At 44.8% G+C, this 15,297-nt stretch carries 15 protein-coding genes and 1 riboswitch; of the genes, 12 read left to right on the top strand and 3 right to left on the bottom strand.

Annotated features, from left to right (window positions below; genetic code table 11):
• Positions 1-15 precede the first annotated feature (15 nt).
• A complete protein-coding gene (locus AB8613_RS16245; protein ID WP_146490056.1) occupies positions 16-1,722 on the bottom strand; it encodes a phospho-sugar mutase in 1,707 nt (568 codons plus the stop codon).
• Between the two features lie 470 nt (positions 1,723-2,192).
• Here AB8613_RS16245 and coxB point away from each other — a divergent pair, with 470 nt between their 5' ends.
• From coxB to AB8613_RS16225, 4 genes are read left to right on the top strand one after another with little or no spacing between them, the layout of a single operon-like run.
• Positions 2,193-3,410 carry a cytochrome c oxidase subunit II gene (gene coxB / locus AB8613_RS16240; RefSeq protein WP_372385241.1) on the top strand — a complete coding sequence of 406 codons (1,218 nt, stop codon included), beginning with the start codon at positions 2,193-2,195 and terminating at the stop codon, positions 3,408-3,410.
• Positions 3,407-5,068, top strand: coding sequence for a cytochrome c oxidase subunit I (gene ctaD / locus AB8613_RS16235; protein ID WP_371713556.1), 1,662 nt, complete (start codon positions 3,407-3,409; stop codon positions 5,066-5,068). The genes coxB and ctaD overlap by 4 nt, the downstream gene beginning before the upstream one ends.
• 11 nt (positions 5,069-5,079) lie before the next feature.
• On the top strand, positions 5,080-5,709 hold the full coding sequence (locus tag AB8613_RS16230; RefSeq protein WP_285953489.1) for a cytochrome c oxidase assembly protein: 630 nt from the start codon (positions 5,080-5,082) through the stop codon (positions 5,707-5,709).
• Between the two features lie 38 nt (positions 5,710-5,747).
• The gene (locus AB8613_RS16225) at positions 5,748-6,632 is read left to right on the top strand and encodes a cytochrome c oxidase subunit 3 (protein WP_086712597.1); all 885 of its coding nucleotides are present in this window, start codon (positions 5,748-5,750) and stop codon (positions 6,630-6,632) included.
• Between the two features lie 19 nt (positions 6,633-6,651).
• Here the strand turns inward: AB8613_RS16225 and AB8613_RS16220 are convergent, their stop codons facing one another.
• Complete coding sequence (locus AB8613_RS16220; protein WP_029203703.1) at positions 6,652-6,882, bottom strand: DUF2909 family protein; 231 nt, start codon at positions 6,880-6,882, stop codon at positions 6,652-6,654.
• Between AB8613_RS16220 and AB8613_RS16215 the strand changes: the two genes are divergently transcribed.
• From AB8613_RS16215 to cyoE, 4 genes are all read left to right on the top strand, one after another.
• Positions 6,821-7,711: an SURF1 family protein gene (locus tag AB8613_RS16215; RefSeq protein ID WP_372385240.1), complete on the top strand. Its 891-nt coding sequence runs from the start codon at positions 6,821-6,823 to the stop codon at positions 7,709-7,711. The two genes, AB8613_RS16220 and AB8613_RS16215, sit on opposite strands and share 62 nt — an antisense overlap.
• Before the next feature lie 54 nt (positions 7,712-7,765).
• Entirely contained in the window at positions 7,766-8,374 is a 609-nt protein-coding gene (locus tag AB8613_RS16210) for a hypothetical protein (RefSeq protein WP_146490062.1), read from the top strand.
• A gap of 102 nt (positions 8,375-8,476) precedes the next feature.
• Positions 8,477-9,532 carry a heme A synthase gene (locus AB8613_RS16205; RefSeq protein ID WP_146490063.1) on the top strand — a complete coding sequence of 352 codons (1,056 nt, stop codon included), beginning with the start codon at positions 8,477-8,479 and terminating at the stop codon, positions 9,530-9,532.
• The gene (gene cyoE / locus AB8613_RS16200) at positions 9,522-10,496 is read left to right on the top strand and encodes a heme o synthase (protein WP_086712600.1); all 975 of its coding nucleotides are present in this window, start codon (positions 9,522-9,524) and stop codon (positions 10,494-10,496) included. The genes AB8613_RS16205 and cyoE overlap by 11 nt, the downstream gene beginning before the upstream one ends.
• A 111-nt stretch (positions 10,497-10,607) precedes the next feature.
• Here the strand turns inward: cyoE and gbpA are convergent, their stop codons facing one another.
• On the bottom strand, positions 10,608-12,074 hold the full coding sequence (gene gbpA, locus AB8613_RS16195) for an N-acetylglucosamine-binding protein GbpA (RefSeq protein WP_372385239.1): 1,467 nt from the start codon (positions 12,072-12,074) through the stop codon (positions 10,608-10,610).
• Between the two features lie 72 nt (positions 12,075-12,146).
• Positions 12,147-12,236, bottom strand: a riboswitch (cyclic di-GMP riboswitch).
• A 322-nt stretch (positions 12,237-12,558) separates the two neighbouring features.
• Between gbpA and AB8613_RS16190 the strand changes: the two genes are divergently transcribed.
• The 4 genes from AB8613_RS16190 (at position 12,559) to aroG (ending at position 15,277) form a co-directional block, all read left to right on the top strand.
• Positions 12,559-12,912, top strand: a complete 354-nt coding sequence (locus AB8613_RS16190) for a hypothetical protein (protein WP_048659090.1) — start codon at positions 12,559-12,561, stop codon at positions 12,910-12,912.
• Between the two features lie 99 nt (positions 12,913-13,011).
• Positions 13,012-13,683 (top strand): DUF3313 domain-containing protein, encoded by a 672-nt coding sequence (locus AB8613_RS16185; RefSeq protein WP_372385238.1) that lies wholly within the window; start codon positions 13,012-13,014, stop codon positions 13,681-13,683.
• Between the two features lie 12 nt (positions 13,684-13,695).
• Positions 13,696-13,911 (top strand): DUF3820 family protein, encoded by a 216-nt coding sequence (locus AB8613_RS16180; protein ID WP_004730103.1) that lies wholly within the window; start codon positions 13,696-13,698, stop codon positions 13,909-13,911.
• Positions 13,912-14,224: 313 nt separating this feature from the next.
• Complete coding sequence (gene aroG / locus AB8613_RS16175; RefSeq protein WP_060981594.1) at positions 14,225-15,277, top strand: 3-deoxy-7-phosphoheptulonate synthase AroG; 1,053 nt, start codon at positions 14,225-14,227, stop codon at positions 15,275-15,277.
• The last annotated feature ends 20 nt before the right edge of the window (positions 15,278-15,297 follow it).

Here is a 15,297-nt window from a genome sequence, read left to right as displayed (position 1 = left end):
TGAACATGTCAATCGTTAAGAATTCAGTTCCTGCTGGTGTTGCTCAATCAGGTTCTCCATGTACTTCTCACCGCGCAGGCGAGTGTCTTCGTACGTTTCTGTCCCTTCAAATCTTGTTACCGTCTCATAATAGACTTTCACTTTTGGCTCAGTGCCCGAAGGTCTTACGATAATGCGTGAACCATCTTCGAGATGATAGATGAGCACATCACTGGAAGGTAGATTGATCGCTTCGGTATTGCCGCCGATAACAAAGCGCAGAGAAGACTGTAGATCTTCAATCACAGAGATAGCGACACCGTTTATGGCTTTAGGCTGAGCCGAGCGGAGTTTAGAACCAATCGACGGTGAATTTGGGTCTAGGGCAATACTTCGTTGCGCGTTGGTGTGAACCCCATGTTCAAATGAAATCTGAGCAAGGAGATCCCAAACCGTTCGGCCTTGAGATTTTAACTCTTCAACCAATTGAGCAAACACGACGATAGCCGATAGCCCATCCTTATCTCGTACCTGAGTACCAATGGTGTAGCCTAACGCTTCTTCATAGGCGAACAAGAACTCGTTATTCTCATCTTCTAATTGCATGCCAATATTAGCTAACCATTTAAACCCGGTCAGCGTTTGGAAATAAGTCGCACCATGAGATTGAGCCACTTTTTCAAGCAAGGTTGAAGAGACAATACTGTTGCCAACTAACTGGTTTTTGGCGTGTGGCTTTGACAGTAAGTAATGTGCGAATAACACACCTACTTGGTCGCCAGTTAGCATTTTGTATGAGCCATCATCTGTCCTCACAGCAACCGCAAATCGGTCCGCATCAGGGTCATTGGCACAAGCAATATCGGCATCGACACTTTTCGCTAGGTTGACCACCAGATCCATTGCGCCTTTTTCTTCCGGGTTCGGGAAGTTCACGGTTGGGAAGTTACCATCAGGCTCTCTTTGCTCGGCCACGCTGAACACCTTATGGAAACCAGAATCATGAAGAAGATCCTCAGCCATTTGTGCGCCGACACCATGCATAGCGGTGTAAGTGATGGTGGTGTTTGCCGATTCCTTCTCTTTACTCACGTATGGGCTCTGATTGATCGCAGCGCGATACGTCTGATAATAACCTTCAGTTAACCATACTAACTTACCTTGCGTTTCAGCATCACTTAAACTCATTAAAGGGATTGGCTTGGTTGATGCTATATCGATTTCAGCGGCAATGCCTGCATCATGAGGTGGAATGATTTGCGCGCCATTTTCCCAGTATACTTTGAAGCCATTGTATTCCGGAGGGTTATGGCTGGCTGTAACAACAACAGCCGCAGCTGCATTGAAATGCTCAATACCAAAGGCGACGATAGGTGTCGCTGCTACATGAGATGTAAGGTATACCTTAATACCCAAAGCCGTGAGCACAGAAGCTGTATCAATGGCGAATTGCTTTGAGTCTAATCGGCCGTCGTAACCCACGACCACTCCTCGAATGGTAGCATTAGCGACATGTTCGATTAAGTAGTGGCCGAGTCCGGTTGCTGTTTCCTGTATGACTAAACGGTTCATTCGATTTGGACCGCATCCGACTTTACCTCTTAGTCCCGCAGTTCCGAACTCTAATCGTTGAGTAAAGCGGTCTACTAATTCGTCGTGCATCTCCTCGTCGATGAGGTGCTGAAGCTCTTCACGAGTTCTTGGGTCTGGGTCTCTCGCTAACCAGTTCATTGCATCTTGCATAATCACTAAACCTTTAAATGTCTGTATGACTTACTGTTGGATTTAACTTAATTGATATTGATTATCATTTCCATGAGGGCAATCGTAAAACTCGATATAAATTAAATTCCAACGGCAAGAAGGCATGTAGATTAAGCCACTTCAAATAATTGACTGTTTAGTAAGTAAACTTACCTTGAACAATTGGATATCACTAACTAGCCTTTTACATAAATATAACAAAATTTAACAAGTTCGCCGTTTTTGAATCTTTCATGGAAACCTCCAACGCTTTTGAACCGTATTAGTTCTTAGGTTATATGAGGTCAGTAGCCCACTTACAGGCTAATTTCATGTGAGTTGTAGATTGAGATTCGCCTTTTCATGTGTAGCCGGAATAACAATGAATGTTGTCCAGCTCTGAATGACATATAGCTCGCAACGACATTTAGGTCGCAAGTATCCAATTAGGAAGGATAAGGAGAGATCTTTTGAAAAGATTACTGGTTAGGCTAGCGTGGCTTTTGAAGAGTTTTGTTGTGCTTTTAGTATCGCCTTTAGTGCACGCAAGCAGTGATTACAACATGACTCAAGGCGTCACTGAGATCAGTGGTAAGGTGTATGAGCTTCATATGCTGATCTTCTACATCTGTTGTGCGATTGCCTTTGTTGTTTTTGGTGTGATGTTTTATTCGATTTTGAGGCACAGGAAATCGAAGGGCGCAGTTGCTGCTCATTTTCATGAAAGTACCAAAGTCGAAATCCTCTGGACTATTATCCCTATTATCATCCTTATCGCTATGGCCATACCAGCCACCAAAACCTTGATAGCGATGGAAGATACCTCCCAATCAGACCTGACAGTTAAAATCACTGGATCACAATGGAAATGGCATTACAGCTACTTTGGTGAGGATGTCGAATTCTTCAGCCTTCTAGCGACCAGCGACAAAGAGATTGAAGGCATCGAAGTGAAAGGCGCGCATTACCTACTAGAAGTTGATAAGCCACTTGTATTGCCTATTGACCGAAAAGTCCGCTTCTTGATGACTTCCGACGATGTAATTCACTCATGGTGGGTGCCAGCGTTCGCCGTTAAGAAAGATACCATTCCAGGCTTTATCAATGAGGCTTGGACAAAAATCGATGAGCCTGGGGTATATCGCGGCCAATGTGCTGAGCTATGTGGTCGTGCTCATGGTTTCATGCCGATAGTGGTGCATGCCATGGAAGAAGATGAATTTGACGCATGGCTAGCAGAGCAAAAAGAGTTGGCGCTAGCCGAACAACAAGCCGCGAAAGATGCATTAGATGCGTCACTTTCGTTGGACGAGCTGAACGCTATCGGTGAAGAGGTCTACAAAACTCGATGTGCGGTTTGCCACCAAGCTAACGGTGAGGGTATTCCCGGGGCATTCCCTGCCATCAAAGGGAGCCCTATCGCTCTTGGTGATGTCGATGTTCATATCGACACCATTGTTTATGGTCGTGGCGGCACGGCGATGCAGGCATTCGATAATCAGCTAACCGAGAAAGAGATCGCAGCGGTAATGACTTATCAACGAAACGCTTGGGGCAATGATACAGGCGATATTGTTCAGGCTTCAGATATTAACGCTTACAAAGTTAAACAAGAAGGCGGAGCCCAAGCACCTGACGAACAGGGCTCATCGGACGAAGCACAAAGTGATGCTAAGGAGCAGCTATGAGTTCACCAATCAATAAGCCGGTGAAATCGGCTCCAGCAGAAGACCAAGCGCTAAGCCATTCTGTGGAAGGTACACTGGGCAATAGTGATTTGCCTGTTGATGATCACGACTCACATGCGGCACCTAAAGGCTGGGCTCGTTGGCTATATTCAACCAATCATAAAGACATTGGGACACTTTATTTGTGGTTCAGCTTTGCGATGTTCTTAACGGGTGGAGCCATGGCAATGGTGATCCGCGCGGAGCTATTCCAACCGGGGTTACAACTCGTTGAGCCAGACTTCTTCAACCAGATGACCACAGTCCACGGCTTGATCATGGTGTTTGGTGCGGTGATGCCAGCATTTACGGGGTTAGCTAACTGGATGATCCCAATGATGATCGGTGCTCCAGATATGGCTTTGCCGAGAATGAATAACCTCAGCTTCTGGATCTTGCCGTTTGCTTTTCTAATCTTAATAGGGTCTTTGTTTACAGAGGGTGGTGGCCCGAGCTTTGGGTGGACTTTTTATGCGCCACTCTCGACAACTTATGGCCCGGACAGCACTGCACTATTCGTATTCTCAGTACATATTATGGGGATCAGTTCGATCATGGGGGCGATTAACGTGATCGTAACCATTGTCAATATGAGAGCGCCGGGCATGACTTGGTTCAAGTTACCGATGTTCGTATGGACTTGGTTAATTACCGCTTTCCTACTGATAGCCGTTATGCCGGTGCTGGCCGGTGCGGTCACCATGGTACTGACCGACAAATACTTTGGAACAAGCTTCTTTGATGCCGCTGGTGGTGGTGATCCGGTGATGTTCCAGCACATATTCTGGTTCTTTGGTCACCCCGAAGTGTACATCATGATCTTGCCGTCTTTTGGTATTGTCTCAGCCATCATCCCTGCATTCAGTGGCAAGCGTTTGTTTGGCTATCACTCGATGGTATACGCGACTTGCAGTATCGCATTGCTGTCATTCTTGGTTTGGGCGCATCACATGTTCACCACGGGTATGCCAGTATTTGCCGAATTGTTCTTCATGTATTGCACCATGTTGATCGCTGTGCCGACAGGTGTGAAAGTCTTCAACTGGGTAGCGACCATGTGGCGGGGTGCTTTGACCTTTGAGACGCCAATGCTGTTTGCTATTGCTTTCATTGTTCTGTTTACGATTGGTGGGTTATCCGGATTGATGCTCGCTATCGTACCTGCTGATTTCCAATACCACGATACCTACTTTGTTGTAGCTCATTTCCACTATGTTCTGGTGACAGGTGCTGTGTTCTCAATTATGGCCGCCGCCTATTACTGGCTGCCGAAATGGACTGGGCATATGTACGACCACAAGCTCAGTTTGTGGCATTTCTGGACGTCGGTAATCTCAGTTAATGTACTGTTCTTCCCGATGCACTTTTTAGGGCTAGCGGGCATGCCGCGTCGTATTCCAGATTACGCCATTCAATTTGCTGACGTTAACCAAGTCGTGTCGATTGGTGGTTTTGCCTTTGGGTTGTCTCAGTTGATTTTCTTATGGCTGGCTATTAAGTGCGTAAGAGGCGGAGAGCCTGCACCAAGCAAGCCTTGGGACAGAGCGGAAGGACTTGAGTGGACAGTACCAAGCCCTGCGCCTCACCACACCTTTACTCATCCACCTAAAGTAGATTAGAGGAATGAGCTATGAGTGATAAGCAAAGCGATTCCGATCAAGTTAAAAAACAGCCAAAGCGCCTATCTAATAAGCGATCGTCTAAAAAGCTGACGGGCTACTTGGTGTTGAGTGTGGTTGCGATGTTTGGTTTCGGTTTTGCTTTGGTGCCACTTTACGATGTGATGTGTGAGGCTTTAGGCATTAATGGTAAAACCAACACGGTCTCTGCCGTTCAACCTCAGGGAATGCAGCCTGATTACTCTCGTACTGTTCGTGTTGAATTTATGTCGCACATTAAGCCAGATATGCCGTGGCAGTTTTCGCCTGAAGTACGTGTGCTAGAGGTTCATCCAGGAGAGGTAGTTCAAACCAATTACATCGCGAAGAATCTATCTGCGAGTTCATTGGTTGGTCAGGCTGTACCATCTGTGTCTCCGGGAATGGGAGCGACCTACTTTAATAAGATGGAGTGCTTTTGTTTTAATCAGCAGCCATTGGACGGGCACAAAAGTGCAGAAATGGGTTTGATATTTTACATTGAGCCAGATATTCCAGAATCGATACATACGCTTACGCTCTCTTATACGTTATTTAATATTACGAGTGAGGTGGGTGCAGCGGCCAATAAATCTGGGCCTAACGTACTCGCAAGTAATTAGGGATTTACAGAACTAGTATCAACATAAGGAGTTGAGCGATGAGTTCTAAAAAGGAAGTTTATTTCGTTCCACATCAAAGCCACTGGCCATTGGTGGGTGCTGTAGCACTGTTTTTGGTCGCGGTTGGCGCTGGCTTGACGGTACAAAACATGGGTACTGATGCCGCTGGTGGTGTGTTTGGAAAAGCAGTGCTGTTAGTCGGATTTTGTGTGTTGCTTTACATGCTTGCAGGTTGGTTTAGCAATGTGATCACGGAATCATTAAGTGGTCTCTACTCTGAGCAGATATCTCGTTCGTTTCGACAAGGCATGAGTTGGTTTATCTTTTCCGAAATCATGTTCTTCGGTGCTTTCTTTGGTGCGCTTTTCTATGCTCGCATGATTTCTGTGCCTTGGATTGGTGGGGCGGGCAATAATGAAATGACTCACGAAGTGTTGTGGCCGATGTTCCAATCGATGTGGCCGCTAACAACCACACCTGATGGCGTGACGACACAAGCTATGCCTTGGCAGGGTATCCCTCTTAAGAACACCATTATTCTACTGCTTTCATCCGTGACGTTGCACATGGCGCACCTAAGCCTCGAACAAAATAAGCGCATGGCGTTAATCGTCTGGTTGGAGATCACGATTGTTCTAGCTGGCTTCTTCCTATTTTTCCAAGTTGAAGAGTATCTTCACGCTTATCAAGAGATGGGGCTGACACTTCAATCTGGCATCTATGGCAACACATTCTTCTTACTGACTGGATTCCATGGCTTGCATGTCTGTTTAGGAACCCTCTTTTTGATTGTGTTGCTAGCAAGGGTTGCGAAAGACCACTTCACTCCGAAAGACCATTTTGCGTTCCAAGCGGGCAGTTGGTATTGGCACTTTGTCGATGTGGTTTGGTTAGGTCTGTTTGTGTTTGTGTATGTGCTCTAACTGCTGAGCCTATTGGGAATTAATAGGGGCGAGGGTTGGGAGTTATCACTCCTGAACCTAAAGCCAGTAATAACAGTAACACGACAACAGCTGACCACATCACACGACGACCCAAGAAGTGGCTCAGTCTTTTGCCATTGTGTTTGCCCGAGGCGATTTGGATTAGGCCTTTCATCAAGTTGAAAGCGATGAAGAACAGCAAAGCGACCAACACAATTTTAAACAACAACACAAAGGTAGATGACGCCATAGTGATAACTCCAAACCGATTGATTGATGATGAACACAAGTTCCGCAGTAAAGGTTTTTGGATAGTGGTTGTTTTAACTGTGGTTTCAGTCGGCATTTTAATCAAGTTGGGTTTATGGCAGTTAGAGCGAGGTAACGAGAAATTGCGCTATGAACAGCAGCTATCAGAAAGAGCGCAGCAATCGTCTAGGTCGTTGGATACGGTGATCTCTGAATGGAAGGGCTCGCGTACACAAATGCAAGGTGCATCTGAACTGCCGTCTTTAAATGGCTTAAGAGTTGACGTGGAGCTGGAAACACCCAGTGGTTTAGTGGTTTTGTTAGACAACCAGATTAACCAAGGAACGGTAGGCTATGTGATTTACATGTTGGGTGAGGTTCGCTTTGAAGATGACAACAAATCCTTAGTGGCTGAAAAACAGTTATTGATCGATCTTGGGTTCGTTGCAGCGAGCAGTGACAGAAGAGAACTCCCACAACTAGGAAGCATCACACTACCAACCAAAATGTCAGGGCGTTTGTATACACGTTCGGTGAATCCTTTAAGCCATGAGTTAGCTTTAGAAAATACGACACCAAATAGAATCCAAAACCTAAACATAACAGCGTTATCAGAGTACACCGGGCAAGAAGTACTGCCCTTTGTCTTCCAACCTCAGAGTTTAGATTCATGGCCCTATGAAATGTTATGGCGTCCAACGGCGATGAAATCTGAGAAGCACTTTGGTTACTCATTTCAATGGTTTGTAATGGCTGCCGTACTTTTGTTTTTGATGTTGTTGATAGGGTTCCGATATTTTAAGAAAAATAGCCACATGAATAAGAAGTAGGCACTCGAGATTGAAATAGCGACTTAAAGGCAGTGCTTACCACAAGGAATAAATATGGATAAATCTCAAGCGCAAATGAACCAGGAAAGCACCGATGCAAACATGGCTGAGCTTAAAAGCCGCCAGACTAAGGGACGTCTGGTATTAATCGGATTATTTTTGATTTTCGCTTTACCTGCGATTATTGCCAAAACCGTGCTGGACCAGAATTGGTATACCTCAGGTGTCACTAACTCGGGCGAATTGATAGAACCCAGAACCACACTAGCGGATTTTGGCATAACGGTACCCATGGCTGGAGAAGGGTGGTTAGTAGGTTATATTGCTCCCACAGAGTGCGAAAGCTTGTGTGAGCAACAGCTCCATTATTTGAATCAAAGCTATTTGGCGCTAGGTAAAAACAAAGAGCGGGTGACCCCCGTTGTTTTTGTATCGGAGGGGAACTCGTTATCGGGTTCGCTCGATAAGCCTGCTCTATCTTTGTTAGCTGGTGGTGATCAGTTAAGTACCGAGTTTTCGCCTGCTTCCATTGTCATTATTGACCCACTAGGACAGTTGGTCATGGAGTACAAAAGCGTTTCTGATCTTTCGCAGTTAGTTGGTCAATCTAAAGGCATGATTCATGATTTAAGAAAGCTTCTCAAACTGTCACGAGTTGGGTAGTTGATAGGATTATCAACTAAAGCTTAAGTCTATAAGCTTTAGCAGATGGAGCTAATGCTTGAGTGTAAGCAACGAAAGGGAATAAGTATAGGGAGATAAACGATGCAGAATAAAGCCCCTGATTTACTGATGCTCGTGATGAGATTAACTATCTTGTTAACCCTTACCGTGATTGTTCTCGGCGCTTATACACGTTTGTCTGATGCTGGCCTTGGCTGTCCTGATTGGCCGGGTTGTTACGGAAAGATCACCGTGCCCTCTGATGCCCAAGCGGTGAATCAAGCCAATCTGCAATTTCCAGAGCGAGCTCTCGAAGCAGATAAAGCTTGGATTGAGATGATACATCGCTACTTTGCAGGAACATTAGGGCTGCTTATCTTTGTCGTTGTAGCTTGGTGTATTAAAAAGAATATTACTTCGATTGGGCTTCCTTTGCTTATTTCAGCCACTGTGATTTTTCAGGCTTTGCTTGGAATGTGGACGGTGACTCTCAAGTTGATGCCCGTTGTGGTTATGGCGCATTTGATGGGGGGCTTCACACTGTTGTCACTGTTGTGTCTGCTCTACTGTCGTTTGTCTCAATTCCAAAGCCGTTTTGGCGAGGCTTTTTATTCTCCATCACTTAAAGTTTGGGCGCTCTTTGGATTACTCATTGTGATTGGGCAGATACTACTTGGTGGCTGGACATCGTCAAACTATGCCGCTTTGGTGTGTACCCAACTGCCTATTTGTGAAGGTAACTGGATGAGCTACCTCGATTTCAAAAATGCGTTCGATTTTGCTCAACGCGGACATGATAATTATGAGTTTGGTGTGTTGGAGTATCCTGCAAGGCTCACCATCCATGTCATGCACAGGTTTGGGGCTATTGTGGCGACGTTAACGGTGCTGATGGTCGTGTATCAGTTATGGAAGTTTGGCCAAGCGCCCCATCAAAAGCTAAGCGTGATTGTCGCAATCGTGTTGTTCACTCAAATCAGTCTTGGGGTCAGCAATGTATGGTTTCACCTGCCAATCTCAGTTGCGGTTTTGCATAACCTAGTCGCAGCGATGTTGCTCATCAGCATGGTTGTAACCAATTTTGTGGTGTGGCAACGCAAACCGAGTGAGAGCTTGGTGAAGAACAGTGTATTACAAGGAGGTAATCATGGTAAGTAGAACGTCAACACAACATGAAGTAGTGGTTCAAGACGCAACCTTAAGTCATAAGATAACAGCCAACAACGACATAGCTTTAAGTAACGAAATGGCTGCAAAGAACAAAGCCACTTGGAAAGTTTACTTAACGCTGACCAAGCCTAAAGTGGTTGCTTTGATGTTGCTGACGACATTGGTCGGGATGTGTCTGGCTGTGCCTAATGGCTTACCTTTACAGCAAGCACTGTGCGGAATGATTGGGATAGGACTAATGGCGGGTTCAGCAGCTGCATTTAACCACTTGATCGATAAAAAGATCGACGGTCAGATGACTCGAACAAACCGACGACCTTTACCGTCAGGTGAGCTGAGTAGTGTGCGTGTATTCAGCTTTGCAGCGGGTATCGGCTTACTTGGATTCGTCACGCTTGTCGTGTGGGTCAATCAACTCACCGCTTGGCTAACTTTTGCAAGCTTGTTGGGTTATGCAGTGATTTATACCATGTACTTAAAGCGAGCGACGCCACAAAACATCGTGATTGCTGGGATCGCAGGTGCAATGCCTCCGCTATTGGGTTGGACGGCGGTTACCAATGAGTTGCACTCAAATGCTTGGTTGTTGGTGATGATCATCTTTATTTGGACGCCTCCGCACTTCTGGGCGTTGGCAATTCATCGTCGTGATGAGTATGCCAAAGTGAATATCCCCATGCTGCCTGTGACCCACGGAATCGAATACACTAAGACTTCTATTTTGCTCTATACCTTGTTGTTGAGCATCGTGTGTATATTGCCGGTGTTAGTCGGCATGAGCAGCTGGATATATTTGAGCGCTTCATTGGTGCTCAACGGTGGGTTTGTTTACCACGCTTGGGTACTTAAGTATCGTGATGAGCCTAATATGGCGATGAAGACCTTTAAGTTCTCCATCTATCATCTCATGATCTTGTTTGTTGCTCTGTTGGCAGACCACTATCTACTTTAACAACTGGCGTTTTTACTTTTACTGAACAAGAAAACGGATGCTTTGGGCATCCGTTTTTGTTTGGTTGATGACTAAAACGCACTTAATACAAAGTAAGTATCTAGCGAGTACTTAGTCCACTTTGTTCCAAGCACTTTGCCAGTGTGAACCGACACCTGGTTCGTACTGAGTTGCTGTTGGTGCCCATTGAACACAGTAGCCAGAGTATGGGAACTCTTTACACTGATAAACGCCACCATCGCTGCTCAATACTTTAGTACCGGCAGTGTAAGACTCAATGCTTTCTGGGAATATGAAGTCGTAATCGCCCGCTGGTGGCGGTGTTTGCTCGTCCATTAGGTGGAAATCAAGCGTGTTCTGATCCACTAAGTTACCTTGGTCATCTTTCGTCACAACCACAAGCATGTGGTGGCCAGCTTCAGACTTAGAAAGAGTCAGCTGAACACCTTCAACTTGTCCGTCTGTTAGGTCCGATTTCTGAGATGCAAGCGCTTCACGGTGATGGTTGTACACGGTAAGCTCAGCTTGGATATCGCCTGTTGCCGCTAACGTAAGATCTAGCTGGGTAGGTTGGCTCTCATCGATAATGTACTCTGACTCTAGACCTGTTACTTCTAGCTCATGCTCTGGTTCTGGAGTATCAATCTTGTAGCCGATTTCTACACTGTTAAAGCCAGAGCCTGCTTTTAGATAAACAGGGTTAGTGCCGTAAACGGGGGCGAAATCACCTTGGTCGTTCAATTGACCTGCTTTGATTTGCGTCTGCTCTTGGTTGATTTTAGAAGAAAGAGCGTAAGACCAATTATTGGCTTTGCCTTGCTCAGAACTTTCAATCACAAGCTCAGTGCTGTATGAAGCGTTCTCACCGGATTGATCGAATACGCGAGTGTAAACAGCGTCACCTACATTCAGGTCTTGTGTTGGGTTGATTTGACCGCCTTGATCCCAATCAGGAATGATAGGACCGTCGCCATCAAACTTCACGTCGATAACGTTGTAGAAAGCCGCAGCAGTGTCACCTACATCCCATACCGCAAGGATCACTTGATAACCTTCGCGTTCTGGCACATTACACAAGTGGCTTACTTGCATCGGTGGCTGTTTCATATTGCCTTCAACAACACAGAATGGCGTTAAGTCAAAGGAGCTGCGTGCCAAAGGCTGGTTTGGGTTCCAGTCTGGTTGAGTAATGTAATATTTCCAATCGCGAGTCTTGTGGTTAGCTGTGAACGTCCATTCAAAGTACTGAGAACCAGACTTGATAGGGCGTTTAACCCAGCGATCTGCTTTTTGCTCGTCTAGTGCTGCTGCTAAAGAAGATTGCGCACTGGCGATTTTCCCATCAGCAGGGCCGACTTCAGGAAAGCCTTCAGGGCCTTCCACACTTTGTGGCTCGTATTGGATACCACCACAGTTGGTGTTTTTCTCTTGCGTATCACTCGCGGGGAACTTACATAGGGCAACACGGCTCTCAGCAACGCCATTGTTGTATGCAGAGACATAACCGTGACCGAAGCTTGCACCGCTTACGCTAAGTAGCGATAGTGCGATGAGTGATTTTTTTGGGAGTTGTTTCATTATTTGTCCTTACTGTATTTGGCCGACAAAAAAGAGAACACTCCGGCATGCATTTACACTTAAATCCTATTAAGTGGCGGCCCCGCTATCATAGACAGAATATTTGTCGACAGACCGGTGGCTTTGCGTCCTATTCTTTCAAATAGTTTGCCAGAAGTGCGTTTGAGCAAACGAAATGTAGCCAACCAGTTTTATAAATGCGAATCAATCGATTGAAATGTGGAATGCCAATCTCGAACTTTTAATTCTTAATACAAATTAACTTGCTATATATTTCTTAAGTTAATGTATAAATTATTGATATAAATAAAGAAAGTATTTGCTCTAATCGTTTTTGTGAATACTTTGAGTCTTTGTGTTTCGTTCTGTAGAACAATTGTGCTCATATCAAAACCAAACCTTTGGTTTCCACTAACCGAACTCTGACATGTCATGTATGAAAAAACGGACAATTGATTGGTATGAATTATATAAAGGAGTCGGTATGGAATTCACAGAACAAGACAGAGATGCGTTGTATCAAACGTGGATGTCACAAAAATCGAGAATGCGAATTACGCAGATGGAGTTTTCAAAAAAGCTAGGGATGAACCAGCTTGATTTCTCAAATGTACTGCGAGGGGAGACGCCATTGACCATGTCTTTCATCAGTCACTTTTGCCGTTTACTTCATTTAGAACCTAGAAATGTGTTCCCTTCACTTAAAGAAGGTAATGAGTCTGGACCTAAAGTGGTGTATTTGAAAAGTAGAATGAGTGTTGATGGCGAGATTCAAAACGCTTATATCGAAGGAAATCAGGTGATTGTAGAGTATGCTCATACCGTGCAGCATGACTAATTTTAGAGCTAGCTCTGAGTTTTAACCCCTTTTTCTACAATCTTCTCACATAGGGTATGGCATACTTAGTTGGATTTTTCTATTTAATGTAAGTGCGCTATGAAACCTTTAAAACTTCTCTTGCTTGTTGCAACCAGCATTTTTTTGTTTGGTTGTGCAGGCGGTCCAATTAAAACCGCAACCAAGTTCACCAGTTATGAAGATTTTCAGCCAGGTCCTGACGGTGGTGTTGACTTAGTTTGGGCCAGAATCGGTCTGCGTGACGCACAGCGTTTGAAATCCAAGTTAGATGATTACGATTCTGTAGTGATCGACCAAATTTTTGTTTTGGCAGAAGAAGGTTCGTTAGAGCAGGACGAAATTCAGGTGCTCACTACCCACATGGTTGCGCGTTTGGAAGAGAAAATATCGCCTCATAAAACAATCGTCGATGAGCCTACGGGTAAAACATTACGCCTGAGTATCGCTCTGAGTAACGTTGAAACGCCCAACCCGATCTTAGCTGTAACGAGCAGCGTTCTGCCGTTTGGTCTTGCGATGTCAACCATATCTAAGGTGACAACAGGAGAACACACTAATGTTGGGAGTGCGAGTGTAGAGTTGTTGGTCAGTGATGCTCAAGAGGGTACTCCATTATTTGCTGCAATCGACCGAGAAGCGGGGAATAAAGATTTTTCAACCATGATTGATTCGCTAGATGATGCCAAAGATGCGATCAACTATTGGGTTGAACGTTTAGGTGATACTCTACAGAACATAGATGACGCATAGAAAGGCCGAATAGTGCTAGAGAAAGAGAATCTGATTAAGTTGGCTCGAATGCAGATGCCATTTGGAAAGTACGCGGGTCGTACACTGATTGACTTACCTGAAGAATATTTGCTGTGGTTCGACAAAAAGGGATTCCCGTCAGGCGAACTAGGCGACTTATTAAAATTGTGCCTTGCTCTCAAAATTGAAGGGCTTGATAGTGTCGTCAAGCCATTGAAAAGAATGTAATTAAACAAAAGTTCACGCTGATAACGTGAGCTTTTTTGTTTTTCAGTTCTACACAATTTCACAGGAATGGTGAAGCTTGAAGAATTACTACTCTTGCTTTCCTATAAATTACGCAATCGATAACGTGTAAATAATGTTATACGGGGTGTTTTAAATATAAAACACAAAAAAAATTGCGTTTATTTTCAATTAGTGATTGAAACTAGAGTTTTTACTAGTTAAGTTACAGGGAACAAGAAGATTAGTGCTGATAGAAAGTGACGTGAGACAACGTACATTCAGCTCAAGGATAGAAAAAAGGAAGAAGTAAGCAATGTTCCAGACTGATGATGTAAGAATTAACAAAGTAAAAGAGTTATTACCACCTGTTGCTGTTTTAGAAAAGTTTGCAGCGACAGAAATTGCTTCTTCTACAACCTTTGAAAGCCGTAAAGCGATTCACAATATTTTAGAAGATAGTGACGATCGCTTGCTTGTAATTGTTGGTCCATGTTCTATTCATGACACAGAAGCTGCTCTTGAGTACGGCAAGCGTTTAAAAGTGCTGCGTGACGAACTCGGCGATAAGCTTGAAATCGTAATGCGTGTTTACTTTGAAAAACCACGCACAACGGTAGGTTGGAAAGGTCTAATCAACGACCCGTACATGAACGATACGTTCAAACTAAATGATGGCCTTCGTTTAGGACGTAAGCTACTGCTTGACCTAACTGACATGGGCATGCCAACGGCAAGTGAATTCCTAGATATGATCACGCCTCAATACGTTGCTGACCTAATCAGTTGGGGTGCAATTGGCGCACGTACGACAGAATCTCAAGTTCACCGTGAGCTGGCTTCAGGCCTATCTTGCCCAGTTGGTTTTAAGAATGGTACTGATGGCAACATCAAGATCGCAACAGATGCTATTCGCTCTGCTAGCGCTTCTCACCACTTCTTATCGGTAACTAAGTACGGTCATTCAGCTATTGTTGAAACAGCAGGTAACCCTGATTGTCATATCATCCTACGTGGTGGTAAAGAGCCAAACTACAGCGCAGAACACGTTGGTAAGATCAAAGAAGAGCTAGCAGCTTCAGGTCTTCCACAAAAAGTAATGATTGATTTCAGCCACGCAAACAGTTCTAAGCAGTTTAAGCGTCAAATGAATGTATCTGATGACGTAAGTGCACAAATTTCTGGCGGCGACAAAGCTATCTTTGGTGTGATGATCGAGTCTCATCTAGTTGAAGGTCGTCAAGACCTTGTTGATGGTAAAGCAGCAACTTACGGTCAATCTGTTACTGACGCATGTATTGGTTGGGAAGATACTGAAACAGTACTTCGCCAGTTGGCAGACGCTGTTGAAGCTCGCCGTAACAAATAGACCAATTACAGTCAGCGACT

It is taken from the genome of Vibrio sp. BS-M-Sm-2 (assembly GCF_041504345.1).
GTDB classification, from domain to species: Bacteria; Pseudomonadota; Gammaproteobacteria; order Enterobacterales; family Vibrionaceae; genus Vibrio; species Vibrio satsumensis.
This window is presented reverse-complemented; position numbering and strand designations above follow the sequence as displayed.

Excerpts from the sequence above, each read along its gene's own strand:
- AB8613_RS16245 (WP_146490056.1), bottom strand. The coding sequence starts at position 1,722 with ATGCAAGATGCAATGAACTGGTTAGCGAGAGACCCAGACCCAAGAACT.
- ctaD (WP_371713556.1), top strand. The coding sequence starts at position 3,407 with ATGAGTTCACCAATCAATAAGCCGGTGAAATCGGCTCCAGCAGAAGAC.
- AB8613_RS16230 (WP_285953489.1), top strand. The coding sequence starts at position 5,080 with ATGAGTGATAAGCAAAGCGATTCCGATCAAGTTAAAAAACAGCCAAAG.
- AB8613_RS16225 (WP_086712597.1), top strand. The coding sequence starts at position 5,748 with ATGAGTTCTAAAAAGGAAGTTTATTTCGTTCCACATCAAAGCCACTGG.
- AB8613_RS16215 (WP_372385240.1), top strand. The coding sequence starts at position 6,821 with ATGAAGAACAGCAAAGCGACCAACACAATTTTAAACAACAACACAAAG.
- AB8613_RS16220 (WP_029203703.1), bottom strand. The coding sequence starts at position 6,882 with ATGGCGTCATCTACCTTTGTGTTGTTGTTTAAAATTGTGTTGGTCGCT.
- AB8613_RS16210 (WP_146490062.1), top strand. The coding sequence starts at position 7,766 with ATGGATAAATCTCAAGCGCAAATGAACCAGGAAAGCACCGATGCAAAC.
- AB8613_RS16205 (WP_146490063.1), top strand. The coding sequence starts at position 8,477 with ATGCAGAATAAAGCCCCTGATTTACTGATGCTCGTGATGAGATTAACT.
- cyoE (WP_086712600.1), top strand. The coding sequence starts at position 9,522 with ATGGTAAGTAGAACGTCAACACAACATGAAGTAGTGGTTCAAGACGCA.
- gbpA (WP_372385239.1), bottom strand. The coding sequence starts at position 12,074 with ATGAAACAACTCCCAAAAAAATCACTCATCGCACTATCGCTACTTAGC.
- AB8613_RS16190 (WP_048659090.1), top strand. The coding sequence starts at position 12,559 with ATGGAATTCACAGAACAAGACAGAGATGCGTTGTATCAAACGTGGATG.
- AB8613_RS16185 (WP_372385238.1), top strand. The coding sequence starts at position 13,012 with ATGAAACCTTTAAAACTTCTCTTGCTTGTTGCAACCAGCATTTTTTTG.
- aroG (WP_060981594.1), top strand. The coding sequence starts at position 14,225 with ATGTTCCAGACTGATGATGTAAGAATTAACAAAGTAAAAGAGTTATTA.